Origin of the sequence: Halomonas halodenitrificans DSM 735 (assembly GCF_000620045.1) — a bacterium.
Classification (GTDB): Bacteria; Pseudomonadota; Gammaproteobacteria; order Pseudomonadales; family Halomonadaceae; genus Halomonas; species Halomonas halodenitrificans.
In genome coordinates this window covers 25615-45370 of the sequence record NZ_JHVH01000002.1, presented here as the reverse complement: position 1 = coordinate 45370, position 19756 = coordinate 25615, and the positions used below count along the sequence as shown (strand labels likewise).

16 protein-coding genes are annotated in these 19756 nt (G+C 60.1%); 5 read left to right on the top strand and 11 right to left on the bottom strand.

Annotated elements, in window-relative coordinates; all coding sequences use genetic code 11:
- Positions 1-36: 36 nt before the first annotated feature.
- The 4 genes from gyrB to dnaA all read right to left on the bottom strand — a co-directional run bounded on the left by gyrB (position 37) and on the right by dnaA (position 6312).
- The gene (gyrB, locus tag Q358_RS0102070) at positions 37-2457 is read right to left on the bottom strand and encodes a DNA topoisomerase (ATP-hydrolyzing) subunit B (protein ID WP_027960521.1); all 2421 of its coding nucleotides are present in this window, start codon (positions 2455-2457) and stop codon (positions 37-39) included.
- Between the two features lie 23 nt (positions 2458-2480).
- Positions 2481-3584 carry a DNA replication/repair protein RecF gene (gene recF / locus Q358_RS0102065; RefSeq protein WP_027960520.1) on the bottom strand — a complete coding sequence of 368 codons (1104 nt, stop codon included), beginning with the start codon at positions 3582-3584 and terminating at the stop codon, positions 2481-2483.
- 48 nt (positions 3585-3632) lie between these two features.
- Positions 3633-4736 carry a DNA polymerase III subunit beta gene (gene dnaN / locus Q358_RS0102060; protein WP_027960519.1) on the bottom strand — a complete coding sequence of 368 codons (1104 nt, stop codon included), beginning with the start codon at positions 4734-4736 and terminating at the stop codon, positions 3633-3635.
- A 106-nt stretch (positions 4737-4842) separates the two neighbouring features.
- On the bottom strand, positions 4843-6312 hold the full coding sequence (gene dnaA, locus Q358_RS0102055) for a chromosomal replication initiator protein DnaA (RefSeq protein WP_027960518.1): 1470 nt from the start codon (positions 6310-6312) through the stop codon (positions 4843-4845).
- A gap of 568 nt (positions 6313-6880) precedes the next feature.
- Here dnaA and rpmH point away from each other — a divergent pair.
- From rpmH to mnmE, 4 genes are all read left to right on the top strand, one after another.
- A complete protein-coding gene (rpmH, locus tag Q358_RS0102050; protein WP_027960517.1) occupies positions 6881-7015 on the top strand; it encodes a 50S ribosomal protein L34 in 135 nt (44 codons plus the stop codon).
- A gap of 13 nt (positions 7016-7028) precedes the next feature.
- Complete coding sequence (gene rnpA, locus Q358_RS16350) at positions 7029-7481, top strand: ribonuclease P protein component (RefSeq protein WP_084286411.1); 453 nt, start codon at positions 7029-7031, stop codon at positions 7479-7481.
- A 129-nt stretch (positions 7482-7610) separates the two neighbouring features.
- Positions 7611-9302, top strand: a complete 1692-nt coding sequence (yidC, locus tag Q358_RS0102040; RefSeq protein WP_027960516.1) for a membrane protein insertase YidC — start codon at positions 7611-7613, stop codon at positions 9300-9302.
- A 102-nt stretch (positions 9303-9404) separates the two neighbouring features.
- Positions 9405-10772, top strand: a complete 1368-nt coding sequence (mnmE, locus tag Q358_RS0102035; protein WP_027960515.1) for a tRNA uridine-5-carboxymethylaminomethyl(34) synthesis GTPase MnmE — start codon at positions 9405-9407, stop codon at positions 10770-10772.
- 400 nt (positions 10773-11172) lie between these two features.
- On the opposite strand, the gene Q358_RS0102030 is transcribed toward mnmE, so the two are convergent.
- The 4 genes from Q358_RS0102030 to rdgB form a co-directional block, all read right to left on the bottom strand.
- Positions 11173-12024 carry a 23S rRNA (adenine(2030)-N(6))-methyltransferase RlmJ gene (locus Q358_RS0102030; protein ID WP_027960514.1) on the bottom strand — a complete coding sequence of 284 codons (852 nt, stop codon included), beginning with the start codon at positions 12022-12024 and terminating at the stop codon, positions 11173-11175.
- 95 nt (positions 12025-12119) lie between these two features.
- Positions 12120-12797, bottom strand: a complete 678-nt coding sequence (locus tag Q358_RS0102025; RefSeq protein WP_027960513.1) for a YiaD family glycine zipper/OmpA-like lipoprotein — start codon at positions 12795-12797, stop codon at positions 12120-12122.
- Positions 12798-12888: 91 nt separating this feature from the next.
- Positions 12889-14055 (bottom strand): radical SAM family heme chaperone HemW, encoded by a 1167-nt coding sequence (gene hemW, locus Q358_RS0102020; protein WP_043487505.1) that lies wholly within the window; start codon positions 14053-14055, stop codon positions 12889-12891.
- Positions 14055-14687, bottom strand: a complete 633-nt coding sequence (gene rdgB, locus Q358_RS0102015; RefSeq protein WP_051530134.1) for an RdgB/HAM1 family non-canonical purine NTP pyrophosphatase — start codon at positions 14685-14687, stop codon at positions 14055-14057. The genes hemW and rdgB overlap by 1 nt, the downstream gene beginning before the upstream one ends.
- A gap of 439 nt (positions 14688-15126) precedes the next feature.
- Between rdgB and Q358_RS18105 the strand changes: the two genes are divergently transcribed.
- Positions 15127-15831 (top strand): LuxR C-terminal-related transcriptional regulator, encoded by a 705-nt coding sequence (locus tag Q358_RS18105; RefSeq protein WP_084286410.1) that lies wholly within the window; start codon positions 15127-15129, stop codon positions 15829-15831.
- 353 nt (positions 15832-16184) lie between these two features.
- On the opposite strand, the gene Q358_RS16345 is transcribed toward Q358_RS18105, so the two are convergent.
- The 3 genes from Q358_RS16345 to thiD all read right to left on the bottom strand — a co-directional run bounded on the left by Q358_RS16345 (position 16185) and on the right by thiD (position 19743).
- Positions 16185-17447, bottom strand: a complete 1263-nt coding sequence (locus Q358_RS16345; RefSeq protein ID WP_051530133.1) for a P-loop nucleotide/nucleoside kinase family protein — start codon at positions 17445-17447, stop codon at positions 16185-16187.
- Between the two features lie 33 nt (positions 17448-17480).
- Entirely contained in the window at positions 17481-18773 is a 1293-nt protein-coding gene (gene hemL / locus Q358_RS0102005; RefSeq protein WP_027960510.1) for a glutamate-1-semialdehyde 2,1-aminomutase, read from the bottom strand.
- Between the two features lie 154 nt (positions 18774-18927).
- Positions 18928-19743 (bottom strand): bifunctional hydroxymethylpyrimidine kinase/phosphomethylpyrimidine kinase, encoded by an 816-nt coding sequence (gene thiD / locus Q358_RS0102000; RefSeq protein WP_245598254.1) that lies wholly within the window; start codon positions 19741-19743, stop codon positions 18928-18930.
- Positions 19744-19756: the final 13 nt, after the last annotated feature.

Genomic DNA, 19756 nt, shown 5'->3' with positions numbered 1-19756 from the left:
GGGGTCGTTCAGCCATGTTTCACATGAAACACCACATCACACATCCAGATTGGCCACCAGAGCGAAGCGTTCGATGAAGTCACGCCGCGGCTCCACTTCATCGCCCATCAGGGTATTGAACATCATGTCCGCACCGATGGCATCCTCGATGGACACCCGCAGCATACGGCGGGTGTCAGGATTCATGGTGGTTTCCCACAGCTGCTCGGGGTTCATTTCGCCCAGCCCCTTGTAGCGCTGAATGGAGAGACCGCGCTGGGCCTCGTTCATCAGCCACTCCAGGGCGCCGTAGAAGTTCGACACGGAGCGCTTACGCTCACCACGGGCCACGTAGGCGCTTTCTTCCAGCAGCCCGTCCAGGGTCTCTCCCAGCTCGATCATGGCGCGATAGTCGACACTGGTGAAGAAATCGACACCCCACACATAATCGGTGGCCACACCGTGGGCGGAAATAGTCACGGCAGGAAGGAAAAGCCCCCTTTCGCTATCATCCTCGAGGCGGAAACTGTATTGAGGCCCCCCCTCATGGGCAAGCAGCGCGTCCATTTCGCCCTGAAGATCCTCGATCCAGTTCTGCATGGTAACCCTGTCACGCAGGCTGGATTCGCCATCGAGAGCAACCGCATGAACGATCTTGCGTAGCACCTCGTTGGGATAGACCTTCGACAACCGATCGATACGCCGCATGACATCACGATACTGATTCACCACGCTTTCAAGCTGCTCACCGCCGATACCCGGCGCATCGGCATTGACGTAGAGACGAGCGCCATCCAGGGCCGTGGTGGTGAGGTAGTCGGTCATCGCCTGCTCATCCTTCAGGTAGAGCTCCTGCTTGCCGCGCTTCACCTTGTAGAGCGGCGGCTGAGCAATAAACACATGACCGCGCTCGATCAGCTGCGACATCTGACGAAAGAAGAAGGTAAGCAGCAGGGTCCGGATATGCGAGCCATCCACGTCGGCATCGGTCATGATGATGATCGAATGATAGCGAAGCTTGTCGGGGTTGAACTCCTCGCGTCCGATACCACACCCCAGGGCAGTGATCAGGGTTCCAACCTCTGCCGAAGAGAGCATCTTGTCGAAGCGCGCCTTCTCGACGTTCAGTATCTTGCCCTTCAGAGGCAGGATCGCCTGAGTACGACGGTCGCGGCCCTGCTTGGCACTCCCCCCGGCCGAGTCGCCCTCTACCAGGAACAATTCGGAGAGACTGGGATCCTTTTCCTGACAGTCTGCCAGCTTGCCCGGAAGGCCGGCGATATCCAGTGCACCCTTGCGCCGCGTCATGTCACGCGCCTTGCGTGCCGCCTCACGGGCGCGCGCGGCGTCAAGCATCTTGTTGACGATGGCCTTGGCTTCGTTGGGCTTCTCTATCAAATACTCACCGAGCAGGCGCGACATTTCCTGCTCGACAGCCGTCTTCACCTCGGAAGAAACCAGCTTGTCCTTGGTCTGGGAGGAAAACTTGGGATCCGGCGCCTTCACCGAGATGATGGCCGTCAGCCCTTCCCTGGCGTCATCGCCGGCGGTGCTGATCTTTGACTTCTTGAGCAGCCCCTCCGACTCGATATAGCCATTGAGGGTCCGAGTCAGTGCCGCGCGAAAACCTGCCAGGTGAGCACCGCCATCCCGCTGAGGGATATTATTGGTATAGCAGAAGATATTCTCGTTGAAGGAGTCGCTCCACTGCATCGCCACTTCTACCCCGACCCCGTCCTCTCGTTCGGTGTTGAAGTGGAAGACCGGGTTAAGCACCGTCTTGTTGGTGTTGAGATGGTCGACGAAGGCCTTGAGGCCACCCTCATAATGAAACAGCTCCTCCTTCCCGGAGCGCTCGTCGATCAGGCGAATGGCCACACCGGAGTTGAGGAAGGAGAGCTCACGCAGGCGCTTGGCCAGGATATCGAAGTGAAATTCGATATTGCCGAATGTCTCTGACGATGGACGGAAATGCACGCGGGTACCCGCGTTCTCGGTCTTTCCCACCGCCGAAAGCGGCGCCTGAGGCACCCCGTGGCGATAGAGTTGCTCATGCACACTGCCGGCACGCCATACCGTCAGCCGAAGCTCTTCGGACAGGGCATTGACCACCGAGATACCGACACCATGCAGGCCGCCGGAGACCTTGTAGGAGTTGTCGTCGAACTTCCCTCCGGCATGCAGCACCGTCATGATGACCTCGGCGGCGGAAACCCCCTCCTCTTCATGGATGTCGGTCGGGATGCCGCGTCCGTTGTCACTCACCGTTACCGACTCATCGGGATGAATGACGACGCGAATCTCGCTGCAGTATCCGGCAAGCGCCTCATCGATGGAGTTATCCACCAGCTCGAACACCATATGGTGGAGCCCGGTGCCATCATCGGTATCGCCGATATACATGCCGGGACGCTTGCGTACAGCATCGAGCCCCTTGAGAACCTTGATACTCGATGAGTCGTAGGCCTGTTCGCTCATTGACTGCTCCGTCATGAAATCTGTCACTCCAGTGGCAGCAACGTGCCGCTTCCGGACGCCGAGCGTTTCACGTGAAACATCTCGACCGGGGTCTCGGCCTGCCATAGATCCGCCAGGGCATCTTGGTCGATGGTGGTGATGAACACCTGGCAGCGCATATTTTCCAGCCAGCGGCAGAACAATCGCCTATGCGAGTCGTCCAGCTCCGCCGGAAGGTCGTCAATCAGATAGACGCAGCGGCGTCCCGTGCTGGCTTCCAGCAAGCGGCCCTGAGCCAGCTTCAAGGCGCTCACCACCAGCTTCTGTTGCCCCCTGGACAGAACCTCCACGGCAGGCCGCTTACCCAGCTTGATCGCCATGTCGGCACGCTGTGGGCCTTGCTGAGTAAACCCCATCTGCCGATCCACGTCGCGGCCCTGTCGTAGCAGGTCGCTCAATGATTTTCGTCGATCCCAGCCACGCGAATAACGCAGCTGAAGGTCCTTTAGCGGCAACAATCCGTTGAGGGTTTCCTCGAATACCGGGAGAAACGCATACATCCAGGCGGAGCGCATCTCATCGATTCGTTCGCTCCAGTGGACCAGCTCTTTCTCCCAGACCACCAGAGAGTCAGGATCCATTCTACCATGCCTGAGCAAGGCGTTCCGATGTTTCAACGCGCGACGCGCGCGCTGCCAGGCCCCCAGGAAGTCATGTTTCACGTGAAACACTCCCCAGTCGAGAAACTCTCGTCGTCCGGCCGGAGAGCCTTCCAGGAGCCGGAAGGCATCGGGGTTGATCAGCTGCAGGGGGAGAGTCTCTACCAGGCGTGACAGGCGGCTGACACGCTCTCCTGCAAGGCGAATCTCGAGCTCGTCCTCACGACGACGACGCCTGACGCCGAATGGCACCGCCGGGGCTCCGGCGATGCGGCCATGGGCCATCAGCTCATCGTCACCATGGGTGATCACGTGTCGCATGTTACGGGTACGAAACGATCGCCCCATGCCTAACACATGAATGCCTTCCAGCAGGCTGGTCTTGCCACTCCCGTTTTCGCCAGCAATCAAATTGATCTGCGAACCCGGTTTAAAATCAACAGGTTGAAGATTTCTAAGGCCGTGAAAAACGAGATGATCAAGGGGCATGGAACGCACAAGAGGGCGAGGCGGCCCCGAAAGGCCGCCCGGGGTGGGTCACAGACGCATCGGCATGACGACATAGAGGGCGTCTCCGCCCCCGGGCTGCTCCATCAGGGCACTGCTGTTGGAGTCTGCCAGCGTCATCTGAATGCGGTCTTCATCGATGGCATTGAGCACGTCGACCAGATACCCGACGTTGAAGCCGATCTCGAGGGAGTCTCCGCTATACTCGATGCCAACATTCTCCTCGGCTTCTTCCTGCTCAGGGTTATTGGCCATCACCTTGAGATTGCCCTCTTCGAGATGGAGGCGCACGCCGCGATACTTCTCGTTGGAGAGAATGGCGGTACGCGACAGCACCTGCCGCAGCTCGGCACGATCGGCGATAAACACCTTGTCACCGCCTCGAGGCACCACGCGCTCATAGTCGGGGAACTTGCCGTCAACCAGCTTGGAGGTAAAGGTGAAGTCGCCCGTATGGGCCCGCATGTGGCTGGCACCCAGGGTCAGGCTGACCGGATCCTCACCGTCGTCGAGCAGTCGAACCAGCTCCAGGATGCCCTTGCGCGGTACAATCAGCTTCTGGGGGGACTCAACATTCAGCTCGGCCGGACGCGAGCTTACCGCGAGCCGGTGACCGTCGGTCGCCACGGTACGGATAAGATTGTCGCGCATCTCCAGGAGCATGCCATTGAGGTAGTACCGCACATCCTGCTGAGCCATGGCAAAGGAGGTAGCGTCGATCAGCTGCTTCAGCATGCCCCGCGGCAGGCTCAGCTCGATGCTCCCCTGACTGTCCTCGATGCTCGGAAACTCCGCAACCGGCAGGGTCGAGAGGGTGAAGCGAGAGCGACCACTGCGCAACACGGCACGGCCGTCCTCGAGGGAGAGCTGGATCTCGGCCTGGTCGGGTAGCGACTTGCAGATATCCATCAGTTTACGGGCCGGCACCGTAACGCCCCCCGGCTCCTCTACCCGGGACGCCACGGTACGCCCGATGAGCTCCACTTCCAGATCGGTACCGGTCAGTGCAACCTCTTCCTCCCCTACCTGAATCAATACATTGGATAACACTGGCAGGGTCTGGCGGCGCTCCACCACGCCGGCCACCAGAGTGAGCGGTCGCAGCAGCGCTTCGCGGGAGATGGAAAATTTCATGTCGGCTCCACGTCTTGTCCTGAAGGGTTGTAGCCGGCAGGGGCCCGGCCGAACGGCATGGTGACCATTAAACCACAAGCCGGCGATGTCTCGGAGGGCGGGGCGATCAGCTGGTCAGAAGTCGCAGGAGGTTCTTGTAGTCCTCGCGGATGTCGGAACTCTCCTCCTGAAGCTGCTTCACCTTGCGGCAGGCATGCAATACCGTGGTGTGATCCCGCCCCCCGAAGGCATCTCCGATCTCCGGCAGGCTGTGATTGGTCAGCTCCTTGGCCAGGGCCATGGCGACCTGGCGTGGGCGCGCTACCGAGCGAGAACGACGCTTGGATAGCAGGTCGGCAAGCTTGATCTTGTAATACTCCGCCACGGTACGCTGAATATTGTCGACTCCGACCTGCTTGTCCTGCAGGGCCAGCAGATCCTTGAGCGATTCACGGATGAAATCCTGGGTAATCGGCTTGCCCATGAAGTGGGAGTCGGCGATCACCTTCTTGAGTGCCCCCTCCAGCTCTCGCACGTTGGAGCGAATCTTCTGGGCGATGAAGAAGGCGGCATCATGGGGAAGCTCGACCTTGGCCTGATCGGCCTTCTTCATCAGGATGGCAACCCGTGTCTCGAGCTCGGGCGGCTCGATCGCGACCGTCAGCCCCCAGCCGAAGCGGGACTTGAGCCGCTCCTCTACACCGCTGATCTCCTTGGGATAGCGGTCGGAGGTCAGGATCATCTGCTGTCCGCCCTCGAGCAGGGCGTTGAAGGTATGGAAGAACTCCTCCTGGGAGCGCTCCTTCCCGGCAAAGAACTGGATGTCATCGATCAGCAGGGCATCGACGCTACGATAGAACCGCTTGAAGTCATTGATGGCGTTGAGCTGCAGCGCCTTGACCATATCGGCCACGAAACGCTCGGAGTGAAGATAGACCACCCGCGCATTCTCCCGGCGACCCGCCAGCGCATTGCCCACGGCATGCATCAGGTGGGTCTTGCCCAGCCCTACTCCACCATAGAGAAACAGCGGATTATAGGCACCGCCGGGGTTCTCCGACACCTGTCGGGACGCGGCCCGGGCCAGCTGGTTCGACTTGCCCTCGACGAAGGTCTCGAAGGTGAAGTTAGGGTTGAGGCCACTGGTATGCTTGAGGCTGCCCTCGACCTGGACCTGACGCTCGCCTCCCGGTCGCCGGGCCGGCGGCGCCTCCTCCCGGGATGACTCGATCTCGACTTCATCGGCTACATCACCACGGGAGCGTGTATGTACCGCCGGGGCCGCGGGTTGTCGCGGCATTGCCGACACCGGGGTGCCGAGCTCGCGTGGCTGAGGCCGAGGAGCAGTGCGTCGACTCCCCACGCTCAGCACGACCTTGGGCGGACGTGCCGGCGACAGCTCACGCAGCAGTTCGGTGATCCGCTTGGCAAACTTGTCGCTGACCCAGTCGCGTACGAAGCGATTGGGTGCCAACAGGCACAGCTCTCCCCCTTCGCCCTCCTCTGCCTGGAGCGGGCGAATCCAGGTGTTGAACTGCTGCGAGCTCAACTCATCCTGAAGGGTATCTAGACACTGTTGCCAGAGAGCCAGCGACACGCGACCTCACTACATTGTCGAAAAACGGCCGTGCATTGTATCGCCCCACCACGCGGTTATCCACACCCCGTAACGCCTCCACACATCTTGTGGAAAACGGGGTGACGACATGGTGACGCATCCGCGACCGAACTGTGCGTAATGCTGGGCTGTGGAGAAGTGCCATCTTCATACACAGGTTATCCCAGGCTTGCAAACCACCCTTGCAGAGGCTGTCCACACAAGTTTCATTCATCCAATGCCTTGTAATTGATGAAATATGAAAGCTTATCCACAGAAAGTTTCCCCAGTATTAATAACAAGGCATTACAAGATATACCCTTGTTATTGTAGTTCGAGGTACGGCCTTCGAATGCTGCTTCGGAATGGATCCGACGCATTATCTCGACATGCCGAGGCGCCCCCTCCCAGCCATCAAAAGCCCAATTCATGTACGGAAAAATTGCACCGCCCAAGGGAAAACACTACAATTTCCGGTCTTGAACCGAATACGCCCGGGTTCCCGGTGGGAATCCAGGCGCCTCGAAAACGACGAATCGTCCAGAAAACCACGTGGGAATAACGACTTATGAAACGCACCTTTCAGCCCAGCGTTCTGAAGCGTAAGCGTATGCACGGTTTCCGTGCCCGGATGGCTACCAAGAACGGACGTGCCGTCCTGGCGCGCCGTCGCGCCAAGGGTCGCAAGCGCCTGAGCGCCTGATCACGGACCCTACGTGTCCCGTCAGTCGTTTCCCCGTCGTCTGCGCCTGCTGACGGCCGGGGACTACCGTCAGGTCTTCGATAACGCTGCCTTCAAGATACATGGCAAGGGGCTGATGGCACTCGCCTCGCCCAACAATCTGGGTCACCCCCGTATTGGCCTTGTCATCAGCAAGAAGAGCATGCGCCGTGCCGTGGACCGCAACCGCATCAAGCGTCTCGTGCGCGAATCGATCCGATTCCAGCAGCACCGGCTACCGGCCGTCGACATCGTGATACTCTCGCGACGCGGTGTCGGCGAGCTGGACAACGAGACCCTGCATCGGCAGCTTTTCGGGATGTGGAAAAGGCTGACGCGCGAGGCACAGAAGTCGCTCGCAAGACAACCGTCACCAAGCGCCGAGCCATCTTCATCCGATCGGAGCCCACGGAATCATGAGCGCACCCCCTCGCAAGGCAAGGCTTGACGCTGCCGGGACAACCTTCGAAAGTCCGTGTTCGGAATACAGCCTGCCCTTGGCAGGCTTTTGTCTATCTCGGGCGGCCAAATCGCCTTCCGCCCCTGGCAAGTTCACTACCCACTGGGCAGAACCCTCATGGACGTAAAACGACTCCTACTACTGATTCCCCTGGCGGTGCTCGCCTATCTGATCGTCGTGCAGTGGAACCAGGATTATGGCCAGACGGCCGTCGAGCCGCAGGCTCCCTCCATTACCAGCAACCAGTCCGGAAACGGTAGCGCCGAGCTCGAAACCGCCGAAGAAGGCCTGGCGGCTCCTGCGGCAAACAGCGGCGATAGCGGCATGGCGGAGACCATGCCCGATGCAGGCGAGACAGCCTCCGGCCGTGACCTGGTTGCCGTCATCACCGATGTACTGGACCTGCGAATCGACCCCCAGGGCGGTGACATTGTTTATGCGGCACTGCCTCAGCATGAGCTGACTCTCGACTCGGACCGCTCCTATGTCATGCTTTCCGACAACGAGACACGTAGCTATGTCGCCCGCTCCGGGCTCCAGCTGGACGGGCAATCCGGACGCATTGCCTACGCCCCCGAGAAGACCGATTACCGCCTCGCCGAAGGTGACAAGCGTCTCGAGGTCGACCTGACTGGCGAGGTAAACGGCATCGAGGTCACCAAGCGTTTCACCTTCGAGCGCAACAGCTATGCGGTGGACGTCGAGTACTTCCTGGCCAATAACACCGAATCGCCGGTCTCCGCCCGCTTTATCGGCCAACTGGCTCGTGATAACAGCAGCGACCCCTCCAGTGGTCCCAAGATGGGGATGCGCTCCTATCTCGGGGCGGCCTACTCCACCCCCGAAGATCGCTATCTGAAGGTGGACTTCGAGGATATCCAGGAAGGCAAGTTTGAAAACCGCGAGGCCGAGGGTGGCTGGGTCGCGATTATCCAGCACTACTTCGTCAGTGCCTGGGCCCCACCCCAGAACCAGCAGAACCTTTACTACGCCTCGACCGATTCTCGCGGTCGCAACGTGGCCGCCTTCGCCGGACCCGTGACCGAGCTGGCGGCGGCTGGCGAGTCACGGCTCGGTGCCACCCTGTATGTAGGCCCCAAGGTTCAGGACTACATGGAAGTGGTGGCTCCCAACCTCAAGCTTACCGTCGATTTCGGCTGGCTGTGGTTTATCGCCAACCCGCTGTTCTGGTTGCTCAACAAGATTCATGGCGTGATCGGCAACTGGGGCTGGTCCATCGTCCTGCTGACCATGCTGGTGAAGACTGCCCTGTGGCCGCTCTCGGCCAAGGCCTACAAGTCCATGGCCCGCATGCGCAAGCTGGGCCCGGAAATGCAGCGTCTCAAGGAGCAGTACGGCGACGACCGCCAGAAGATGTCCCAGGAGATGATGAAGTTCTATCAGAAGGAGAAGATCAATCCTCTGGGCGGCTGCCTGCCGATTCTGGTGCAGATGCCGGTATTCATCGCCCTCTACTGGATGCTGCTGGAATCCGTTGAGCTGCGTCATGCGCCCTTCATGTTCTGGATCCAGGACCTATCGGTGAAGGATCCCCTCTTCATCCTGCCGATCCTGATGGGGACGTCGATGTTCGTGCAGCAGATGCTCAACCCGACACCCCCGGATCCCATGCAGGCGAAGATCATGCGCATGCTGCCCATCGTCTTCACCTTCTTCTTCCTGTGGTTCCCGGCCGGTCTGGTGATCTACTGGGTGGTGAACAACGTCATCTCCATTGCCCAGCAGTACGTGATTACCCGCAAGATCGAGAACGATCCCAACATCGGGAAGGGCATGAAGACCAAGTGACCCGGCTTACCTGAGCCACTTCCAGACCCCCGCCTCGAGCGGGGGTCTGGCGTTTCTGGAGAGCGACAACGACAATGCCTTCTTCACGCTGAGGAGACCCCCATGGCCCCGCTTCACGACCAGGACACCATCGCCGCTCTGGCCACCCCGCCGGGGCGCGGCGGCGTCGGCATAATCCGCATCTCCGGGCCGCTCTGCTCGGCGATCGCCGAGGCGGTGGTGGGTCATTCCCCCGCCCCGCGCCATGCCCACTACGGGCCCTTCAGAAGCGATAGCAGCGTGATCGACGAGGGCCTCGCGCTCTTCTTCCCCGGGCCAAACTCCTTTACCGGCGAGGATGTCCTGGAGCTGCAGGGACATGGCGGCCCGGTCATCATGGACATGCTGCTTGGCCGTTGCATCGAGCTGGGGGCCCGCCCGGCCCGCCCGGGTGAGTTCTCCGAGCGCGCCTTCCTCAACGACAAGCTGGACCTGGCCCAGGCCGAGGCGATTGCCGACCTGATCGATGCCAGCTCGCAGGCCGCCGCGGAAAACGCCCTGCGCTCACTCCAGGGCGACTTCTCGCGCCGAGTCGAGGGCCTGGTGGAGCGCCTGATCGAGCTGCGCATCTATGTCGAGGCCGCCATCGACTTCCCCGAGGAGGAGATCGATTTCCTGGGGGATGGACGCGTGGCGGCGATGCTCGCCGAGGTAAAAACAGAATTGGCGGTGGTCCGCGCCGCTGCCGGCCAGGGCGCCCTGATGCGCGAGGGCATGAACGTGGTGATCGCCGGGCGGCCCAATGCCGGTAAATCGAGCCTGCTCAATGCCCTGACCGAGCAGGAGACGGCCATCGTCACCGACATTGCCGGCACGACACGCGACGTGCTGCGCGAGCATATTCATATCGACGGCATGCCGTTGCATGTCATCGATACCGCGGGCCTGCGCGACACTCCCGACGCCGTGGAACAGATCGGCGTAGCCCGGGCCTGGGCCGAGATCGAGAAGGCCGACCGTGTGTTGCTGCTGGTCGATGCCGCCGCCACCGATGCCACCGACCCCATGTCGATCTGGCCCGAGTTCGTGGCCCGGCTATCCGATCCTTCGCGACTCACTCTGGTACGCAACAAGATCGATGCCAGCGAAGAGCCCCCGGGACTCGACTTATCCACCGCCACTCCCATCGTCAGGCTATCGGCGAAGACCGTGGAGGGTGTGGATAACTTGAAGTCTCACCTCAAGGATGTCATGGGCTTCAATGCGACGGCAGAGGGTCGCTTCTCGGCCCGACGGCGCCATCTCGATGCCCTGGACCGTGCCGAGCACGCGCTCGAGAACGGCGAGGCCCAGCTGACCGGCCATGGTGCCGGGGAACTGCTCGCCGAAGACCTGCGCGATGCCCAGCAGGCACTGGGCCAGATCACCGGCGAATTCAGCGCCGATGATCTACTCGGCGAGATCTTCGGCAGCTTCTGTATCGGCAAGTAGATCGGCACACCGGTCATGGCGCTGTCAGCGCCGCTAATGTAACCCCGCTCGGCGGGGTCTTCGGCAGCTTCTGTATCGGCAAATAAATCGGCAAGTCGATCGGCACACCGGCCACGGCACTGTCAGCGCCGCTAATATAACCCCGCTCGGCGGGGTCTTCGGCAGCTTCTGTATCGGCAAATAAATCGGCAAGTCGATCGGCACACCGGCCACGGCACTGTCAGCGCCGCTAATATAACCCCGCTCGGCGAGGTCTTCGGCAGCTTCTGTATCGACAAGTAGAACGGCAAGTCGATCGGCACACCGGCCACGGCGCTGTCTGCGCCGCTAATGTAACCCCGCTCGGCGGGGTCTTCGGCAGCTTCTGTATCGGCAAGTCGATCGGCACACCGGCCATGGCCTACTCGCCTACCCACCAGTCGCCCTGGTAGCGGGCCTCGCTCGACAACAGAGGTGCTACACGCGCCATGGCCGAGGCCAGGCGCTGATCGAGCCCCCAGGGCGGATTGACCACCAGCATACCGCTGCCATACATGCCTCGTTCGCCCACTCCCGGCTCATGGAGCCTGAGCTCGCTGCGCCACACCTTGTGCAACCCATGCGCCTTGACCGCCTCGAGCAGCTCATGATGACGTCCTGCAGGCAACAGGGGATACCACACCATCACCACAGCATGGCGCGCCTTGCGCAGCGTCGTCGATAGCGTATCGGCCACCTCGACGTACTCCTGTTTAAGCTCGTAGCTGGGGTCGATCAACACACAGAGGCGCGGGGTCCTTACCGGCAAACGCTCGACGAGCCCCTTGAGTCCATCGCCGTGAATCGTGCGTACATGGCCATCCAACGTCTGGCCGGCCAGATGCTCGTGCTCCCCCGGGTGCAGCTCGAAGAGCAGTTGACGGTCCTGGGATCGCAGACGCCGCCCCATCCACCAGGGCGAGCCAGGATAGTGGCTCAACCGCTGATCGTTCGGCTGGACCTCGGCCACTGCCGCCAACCAGTCGCTCAACAGTTCATCATGATTCGCGAGCTCTTCGCGGGATTCCCACAGGGGCAGGATACCGTGGCGATACTCATGCAATCTTGAGGTCTCTTCCGCGGCCAGAGAATAGACGCCACGACCAGCATGAGTATCTATTAACGTAATGGAAGTTTCTTTACGTAATAAGTGATCGATAACTCCATGCAGAAGCAGGTGTTTATGAACATCGGCAAAGTTCCCGGCGTGATAGGCGTGCTGATAGGAAAGCATGGGTCCGGTTCCGCGAATCGGCAAGGTATAGAAAAGGCCCGCCACAAGAGTAGCGAGCCCGAGGAGTTACCGCTTGCTACCGTGGTAGCGCCTGCTTAATCGAAGCGACTCTGGATGGGAGTGAGAGTGATCTCGACACGACGGTTCTGAGCTCGACCCTGCTCGCTGTTATTGTTGGCCACAGGCTGATTTTCACCGTAGCCGGTCATGTTAAGGCGGCTACCGACCACTCCGGACTGGGAAAGATAATTGCCGACGGTCTGGGCACGACGCTCGGAGAGCCGCTGGTTGTAGCTGGCATCACCAGTGCTGTCGGTATGCCCCCCGATGTTCACGCGGGTATCGTTGTACTGGGTGAGTATCCTGGCCACTTCATTGAGGGCATTGCGGGCATTGGACGTCAGTTCACTGGAATCGAAGCCGAAGGTGACCTCACTGGGCATGTTCAGCACGATATCGTCGCCGCGACGGTCCACCCCGATACCAGTGCCCTGGGTACTCTGTCGCAGCTGCTGCTCCTGACGATCCATATAAGCGCCCACACCGGCACCCGCAGCGGCGCCCACGGCGGCACCCACCAGGGCACGATCGCGGCGGCTGGTACTGCCGTCGCCGCTCAACGCACCGGCGGCGGCACCCACCACGGCGCCAATGGCCGCGCCGGTGCCGGTCTGGTTACGGTCGGTCTGGCCACCATAGGGATCCGTGGTAGCACAGCCCGCCAGTAGCACGGCGGCAGCCAGCGGGGCGGCAAGGCGGAAAGTCTTGGTCATCGGGAATATCTCCTTGGTTCGGGGGCCCGTTCGATCATCCATGGGGCCATCAATGGCAAAAGTTGCGATGAGCCTTCCACAAGCGACATCGTCACTGCGAGTCGATCGATGCCAGCAATTCATTCAAGAATAGTAGACCTCGGGGGGAAGCTTGAACCCTTTGGGCATCTTTCACCAATAGTCCTTTTTCACGCGCGCTGGCGAGACGCTCGACCAGCATCGCCTCCGGCAGGCCGGTAGACTCGTGCCATAGCTTCGTTGGCACGCCCTCCGGCAGTCGCAGGGCATTCATGGCGAACTCCAGCGGAAGGTCGGCCTCCGCTATCCGGAAGGCATCGGCCACGAACCCTCGAGGGTCATGAAAACGACGCAAGTAAGCCTCGGGCTGGCGACTCTTCCAACGCCGCTGGATGTGCAAGGCGCCACCCACCCCGGAGGTACTCAGCTTGCCATGGGCACCGGCACCAATCCCCAGATAGTCACCGAAGCGCCAGTAGTTGAGATTATGCCGCGAACGGCGTCCGTCTCTTGCATAAGCCGAAATCTCGTAGCGGTGGAACCCCGACGCCTCTAGACGCTCGTGCCCCTGGTCCTGAATCTCCCACAGCGCTTCCTCTTCGGGCAGCGTCGGCGGATATCGGTAGAACTCCGTATTGGGCTCGAGGGTCAACTGGTACCAGGAGAGATGCTCGGGTCCCAGTGCTATCGCCTGCCCCAGATCCTGCAACGCCAGTTCCGGGGTCTGCCCCGGAAGGCCGTGCATCAGATCGAGGTTAAGGTTATCGAAACCGGCCTGGCGGGCCTCGGCGAAGGCGGCCTCGGCGTCATCACCGCTATGAATACGGCCCAGTGCCTCGAGCTGTGCCGACTGAAAACTCTGAACGCCCAACGAGAGGCGGTTGATTCCTGCCTCGCGGTACCCGGCGAAGCGACCGCGTTCCAGAGTCCCGGGATTGGCCTCGAGGGTAATTTCTATATCGCGGGCCAAAGGGAGGCGTTCAGCCACTCCCCTTAGCAGGCGACGATAGAAGTCAGCCGAGAGCAGGCTTGGCGTGCCGCCCCCGATGAAGATACTGACCAGCTCACGTCCCGCGGCCAGCGGCAGATCGGCGTCGAGATCGGCCAGCAGGGCGGCGAGATACGCCTCTTCGGGCAATCCGGCGTCGCGTCCGACACCGTGGGAATTGAAATCACAGTAGGGACACTTGCGCACGCACCAGGGCACATGCACGTAGAGCGCCAGGGGAGGTAATACCATCACTGGGCTCCGCCAAGCCGGCGGAACTGCTCGACCAGTGTCTGCAGGGCCCGCCCGCGATGACTCAGACGATTCTTTTCCGACACGGGAAGCTCGGCGGCGCTCATGCCCTGATCGGGAAGCCAGAAGAGCGGATCATAGCCGAAGCCGCCCTCGCCACGCGGATGGGAGAGGACCTCCCCCTCCCAGCTGCACTGCACGATTCGCGGCACCGGGTCTTCGGGATGGCGTAGATGCACCAGTACACACCAGTAACGCGCCGTGCGTGCTCCTTCGGGCACCTCGGCCAATGCCTCGAGCAACCGGGCGTTGTTACGCGCATCGCTCTTCGGCTCGCCCGCATAGCGGGCGGAATGGATACCCGGAGCCCCGTCCAGAGCATCGACCTCGAGACCCGAGTCGTCGGCCAGGGCCGGCAGGCCGCTCATCCGGCTGGCCTCACGCGCCTTGAGCAGGGCGTTTTCCACAAAGGTAAGGCCACTCTCCTCTACCTCGGAGACGGCGAAGTCCGACTGAGGATGAACCTGCAACCCCAGTGGCTCCAGCAGTTGCTCGAATTCGCGCAGCTTCCCGGCATTGCCGCTGGCCAGCACCAGCTGTAGCTGAACTGGAGAAAAGGGAATATAAGGCATCGAGCTCTCCAGGGCCCAAAATGGATGGATAGGAGCTTAGCAAGCTCAATGCAAGATGGTAACAAAATCCCGGCTCGCCGTTCGACTCGACGCCGTCGGCAAAGTGGTAGCCAACCCTACTGAAGGGAGCATCAGAAGACACCATTCGCGACCCGCGATTCCTCATGAACGGAACGGGAAAAAGCCACCATGCCGACGCCATACGGGTGACCGGAAAAGCGAGGCATCCAATAAATTATTTGAATATCAAAAAGTTACACATAAGCTTAAGGCGTTAAATGATCGACACATTAAAGCACTAGAAAACTCATGCTTCGGGTGCTATAAAAACCATATGAAACATAACTTTACGAAAAGATACTTTTGTACCAACATTCTAGGGAAAAAGTAAATTCAGCTTCACCCTGAGCCAGTATATGCATAATTAGAGGCAAGCAAAATGCAAACAGCGAATGAGAACGTACTTCTGATAACTAACCAGAATCCTCAGACACAGCTGTTTGTGAATTACATTTCTGAGAGATTGGAAAGGCCAATCAATGTCTTATCGCCATGTGAAAATATTAAACCATTAGGAGAAAATCCTACAATAATACTCCTTGACTCAGATCATATAAATGAAAAAAACATGCAGGAGTGGTATAGCCACTTGATCGAAGCCGAAAACTATAAAGTAGCCGCATTTAATTTAAAAGACGAAGAACATGCTGTAAACCTTCTTTCATTCCTTCATTTGAGCGGAATATTTTATCGAACTGATGCGCTCGATCTTATCTGCAAGGGATTGGAGTCAATTTTCGAAGGCAACCTGTGGATGTCTCGCCCACTGATGACAAGAATTATAGAGCTTTTGAGGAAACAGCAATTCAATTCTTATCGGCCTGCCTGCGGGCTCACTCAGCGAGAAATAGAAATTCTAAATCTCTTGGGATCCGGTTTTTCAAATTCAGAAATATCTGAAAGTTTATTTGTCAGTGAAAACACCGTAAAATCTCATCTTTATAATATATTTAAAAAAATTGATGTAAATAACAGGATTCAAGCCGCCAATTGGGCAAGACAGAATTTGGGGGCCCCTCCACCGCTGGCTGCTTTACAAAAACAAAAGTTGAACTCGGTAAAATTCCAGGAAAGATCCGTATGAAACACTTCAGGATCATCATGCTGTAGTGGCAAAGCCCTGACGCCACCAGCGAGCCCCTCTGATGACATTGATAAGAAAACGTTGAATGATGGCGATAAAAATTCTGGGGAAGAGGAATCCAGGACAAGAACTCGGCCATAATGGAACCCCCCGGGAGATGCAGAAGACTCAGCCCGGAGCCTCCATCGATAATGGGCTGTATCAAACCATTCCACGAGTTGATGTTTTTCGTACTCGTGCCTGTATCTCCAACAGCGTGGCAGGAAATATCGACAGAGGCGCTCATGAACCATAGAGTCAATACTTTCTCATGTTTCCTCCAGTGAAGAATTATTGAAATCGATCTCTATGCATTAGCCAGAAAGCCTGACATGTTCATTCACCAAGTCTGCCAGAAGCTCACCAGCATTTCCGGCAGTGGTATCGAGATGTACCAGGTGCAGGCGTTCTTCGTCCCCGAACGGCTCGAAACGCTGCTGCTGTTGAGCCAGTACGGCGAGACTCTCTTCGACGGCGACTCCCTGCCGTCCGGCACGCTTCTCGATGCGCCGTCGCAGGGTGGCGTCATCGGCTTCGAAGTTGACCAGCAGACAGGGCAGACCACGTGCCTCTGCCTGCTGGCGCAACAGATCGCGCTGAGCGCGGGTCAGGCAGGTAGCATCCACACAGGCGGGAACACCGGCATCCAGCAGATAGCCGGCACAGCTGGCAAGCCGGCGATAGGTCGCCATGGTGGCCGCCTCACTGAAGATACCCACAACCCCCGGGGCGAAATCCCCTTGTGGATGAGCTGAGCTGTCATCGGCCTGTACCAGCCGCTGTCGCTCGGCCTCGGAGCTGACACGAATCGCACCCAGGCCGGTGACCAGCTCGCGGGTAAAACGACTCTTGCCACTGCCCGAGACCCCCACGGCAATTATCAACGGCGGAAAGCGAAACTCGGCGATGCGTTCGGCAAGCTCGAGATAACGACGGCACTCGGCCATGCTTTCGGCCAGCAGGGCAGGCTGTTCCAGTCCGAGTTTCTCGTCGAGACAGCGACGCAGGGCACGCCTGGCGGCAGTCAGGGCATGGCAGGTCCCGAACAGGGAGAGCAGTCGGGAGATCTCGTAGTCCCCCGAGTGACGCAGATAGCGGTCCAGTGCCAACCGCGTCAGCTCCGGGGTCTCGCGCCCCTCCAGGCCGACCAGCAGGGCTGCCAGATCGCTGGCGGGGTCATCGGCCAGTTCGGCTCCCGGCACCTCCAGGTCGCGCCCGATGGCATTGACCAGTAGCGGACGACCGTCGTGACAAAGCCGGCTGGCCGAATGGCCCAGCGCCCAGCTCGGCGTTCGGCGAGCGGCGCGAGCCTCGAGGATCGGCATCAGGCGTGTCAGATCCTGCTTCAGCCAGTCTCCCAGCTGGTCGAGCCGCTCACGCTCTCCTTCGTCCCACAGGGCCTCCCGGATCTCCGCCAATTCGGCCGTCATGGTCAACGTCAACGGCTGACCGGCATCCTGTGCCTCGGCGTCGTGTGAAGCCGCTCCGCGGTGATAGGCCACCAGGGCATCGATGAGTGTTTCAAGCTCCAGGCTTTCACCACTATTGGCCCTGTCGACGTCCAAGGTATGACGCATGGAGAATTCTCCCGCTGGTGATTCGGTAAGGCGTCAGTCCTGACGCTGCATGGCCGCAAAGGCCTTCTCCGCGGCATCCAGGGTGAACTGGATATCTTCCGGCGTATGGGCACTGGACATGAAGCCCGCCTCATAGGCCGACGGCGACAGATAGACGCCCTCGTCGAGCATCGCCGAGAAGAAGCGGCGGAAGGCATCGGCATCGCAGGCGGTAGTCTGGCCGAAGTTATCGACCCGGCTCTGGCCGGTGAAAAAGAGACCGAACATGCCGCCGGCACGCTGGGTGATCATCTCCACGCCGGCGGCATCGGCACGCTCCTGCAGGCCGTGGCAGAGAGTCTCGACTCGCTGAGCCAGGGCATCATGGAAACCGGGCTCACGCAACTTGCCGAGAAGCGTGATGCCCGCCGCCATGGCCAGTGGATTGCCGGCGAGGGTGCCCGCCTGGTAGATGGGACCCAACGGCGAGATATTGGACATGAGAGCCTCACTCCCCCCGAAGGCACCCACCGGCATGCCGCCACCGACGATCTTGCCCAGGCAAGTGAGGTCGGGACGCACGCCATAGTGGGCCTGGGCACCGCCCATGGCCACGCGAAAGCCGGTCATCACCTCGTCGAAGATCAACACGCTCTCGTGGGCATTACAGACCCGACGCAGGCACTCCAGGAAGCCGGGCTGGGGCGGAATACAATTCATGTTTCCGGCCACTGGCTCGACGATGATACAGGCCACCTGATCGCCGATTTCCTCGAAGCACTCCTCCACGGCATCGATATCATTGTAGGCCAGGGTGATGGTGTGCTCGGCCAGGGATGCCGGTACCCCCGGAGAACTCGGCTCGCCGTGGGTCAGTGCTCCCGACCCCGCCTTGACCAACAGCGAATCGGAATGGCCATGGTAGTTGCCCTCGAACTTGACGATCTTGTCGCGCCCGGTGACGCCTCGCGCAAGACGAATCGCCGACATGGTGGCTTCGGTGCCGGAGTTGACCATGCGGACCATCTCGATGGAGGGGATCATCTCGCAGATCAGGTCCGCCATGGTGGTCTCGATGGCGGTAGGGGTGCCGAAGGAGAGCCCGTTATCGAGTCGCCCGCGCACCGCGCCCAGCACCTCGGGATCGGCGTGTCCGGTAATCATCGGCCCCCAGGAACCCACATAGTCCACATAGCGCTTACCTTCCACATCGAACAGATAGGCTCCCTGGGCGCGCTCCATGAACACCGGTGGACGCTGTAGTCCCTTGAAGGCCCGTACCGGGGAGTTGACCCCGCCGGGGATATGCCGGCAGGCCTGAGCAAAAAGCTGGGCGGAGGTCGTCATAGGTATCCTGTCCTCAAAGCTGTGGATAATTCTCTGGATAAGCTATTCACAGGGAGTGAAAAGGCGGTAAACGTCGCCAATACATGCGCCAAGATGGCTTCCCCGTTCCTTGATCACATTCTCGATGCTCCGGCCGCCAAAGACCATCCCCTTCTCAAGAAGAAGTGGACGGCCCGACGCCGGACATCGTTGACAGACGCCACAGGCGTCGCGGCAGTGACTGTCCATCTCCGGGTCGCCAACCATGTGCCAGGGTTTCCCAGGTAAAGGCCTGGGCCTGCTCACAGGCTGCCACCAGCGACTCGCCAACGGCCAGCCGTGCCGCCAGGAAGGCCGCCATGGTACAGCCGGAGCCATGGAAGCATCCTGCCAGACGCGGCCAGTTCCACTGACGACTCTGGTCCGGTGCGTGCAGTGTATGGGTTACCCGATCCGCAGAAGCGTCAGGCACGGGATCATCGGTTCCGGTCATCAGCACGGCCTGACAACCCAGCCGCATCAGTGCCACGGCCCGCTCGGTATCCTGCTGAAGGCCTGGGGACAACCGCGCCAGCTCACCACGATTGGGGGTCAGAACATCCACTCTGGGCAACAGCCTCCTGCGGTAGGCATCGACCAACTCAATTGTGGATAACTCTTTTCCACCTCCCGCGCTCAGCACCGGGTCAGCCACTACCGGCACCCCGGGGAAGCCCTCGAGAATATCGCCGATGGCGTCCAGGGTCGCCAGGTCAGCCACCAGGCCGATCTTGATCGCCGCCACCTCGAACTCCTCGAGGGCGGCGACGCTGGCGCGCATGGTCTCGGGGGCAGCGGGTTCTACCCGCAACACATCCGAGCAGGACTGCACCGTCAGGGCGGTGGGGACGGTTACCGCCCAGCCTCCGCCGGCGGCCACCGCTTCGGCGTCGGCCACCAGGCCGGCACCACCCGTAGGATCATGGCCGGCCAGCACCAGAACCACCGGCATATGGGGCTCGTAA

Coding starts and splice junctions, on each gene's coding strand:
- recF (WP_027960520.1), bottom strand. CDS start 3,584: ATGCCCCTTGATCATCTCGTTTTTCACGGCCTTAGAAATCTTCAACCT.
- hemL (WP_027960510.1), bottom strand. CDS start 18,773: ATGACGACCTCCGCCCAGCTTTTTGCTCAGGCCTGCCGGCATATCCCC.
- Q358_RS16345 (WP_051530133.1), bottom strand. CDS start 17,447: ATGCGTCATACCTTGGACGTCGACAGGGCCAATAGTGGTGAAAGCCTG.
- Q358_RS0102025 (WP_027960513.1), bottom strand. CDS start 12,797: ATGACCAAGACTTTCCGCCTTGCCGCCCCGCTGGCTGCCGCCGTGCTA.
- gyrB (WP_027960521.1), bottom strand. CDS start 2,457: ATGAGCGAACAGGCCTACGACTCATCGAGTATCAAGGTTCTCAAGGGG.
- dnaN (WP_027960519.1), bottom strand. CDS start 4,736: ATGAAATTTTCCATCTCCCGCGAAGCGCTGCTGCGACCGCTCACTCTG.
- mnmE (WP_027960515.1), top strand. CDS start 9,405: ATGGCCCCGCTTCACGACCAGGACACCATCGCCGCTCTGGCCACCCCG.
- yidC (WP_027960516.1), top strand. CDS start 7,611: ATGGACGTAAAACGACTCCTACTACTGATTCCCCTGGCGGTGCTCGCC.
- hemW (WP_043487505.1), bottom strand. CDS start 14,055: ATGGTATTACCTCCCCTGGCGCTCTACGTGCATGTGCCCTGGTGCGTG.
- thiD (WP_245598254.1), bottom strand. CDS start 19,743: ATGCCGGTGGTTCTGGTGCTGGCCGGCCATGATCCTACGGGTGGTGCC.
- Q358_RS18105 (WP_084286410.1), top strand. CDS start 15,127: ATGCAAACAGCGAATGAGAACGTACTTCTGATAACTAACCAGAATCCT.
- rdgB (WP_051530134.1), bottom strand. CDS start 14,687: ATGCCTTATATTCCCTTTTCTCCAGTTCAGCTACAGCTGGTGCTGGCC.
- rpmH (WP_027960517.1), top strand. CDS start 6,881: ATGAAACGCACCTTTCAGCCCAGCGTTCTGAAGCGTAAGCGTATGCAC.
- Q358_RS0102030 (WP_027960514.1), bottom strand. CDS start 12,024: ATGCTTTCCTATCAGCACGCCTATCACGCCGGGAACTTTGCCGATGTT.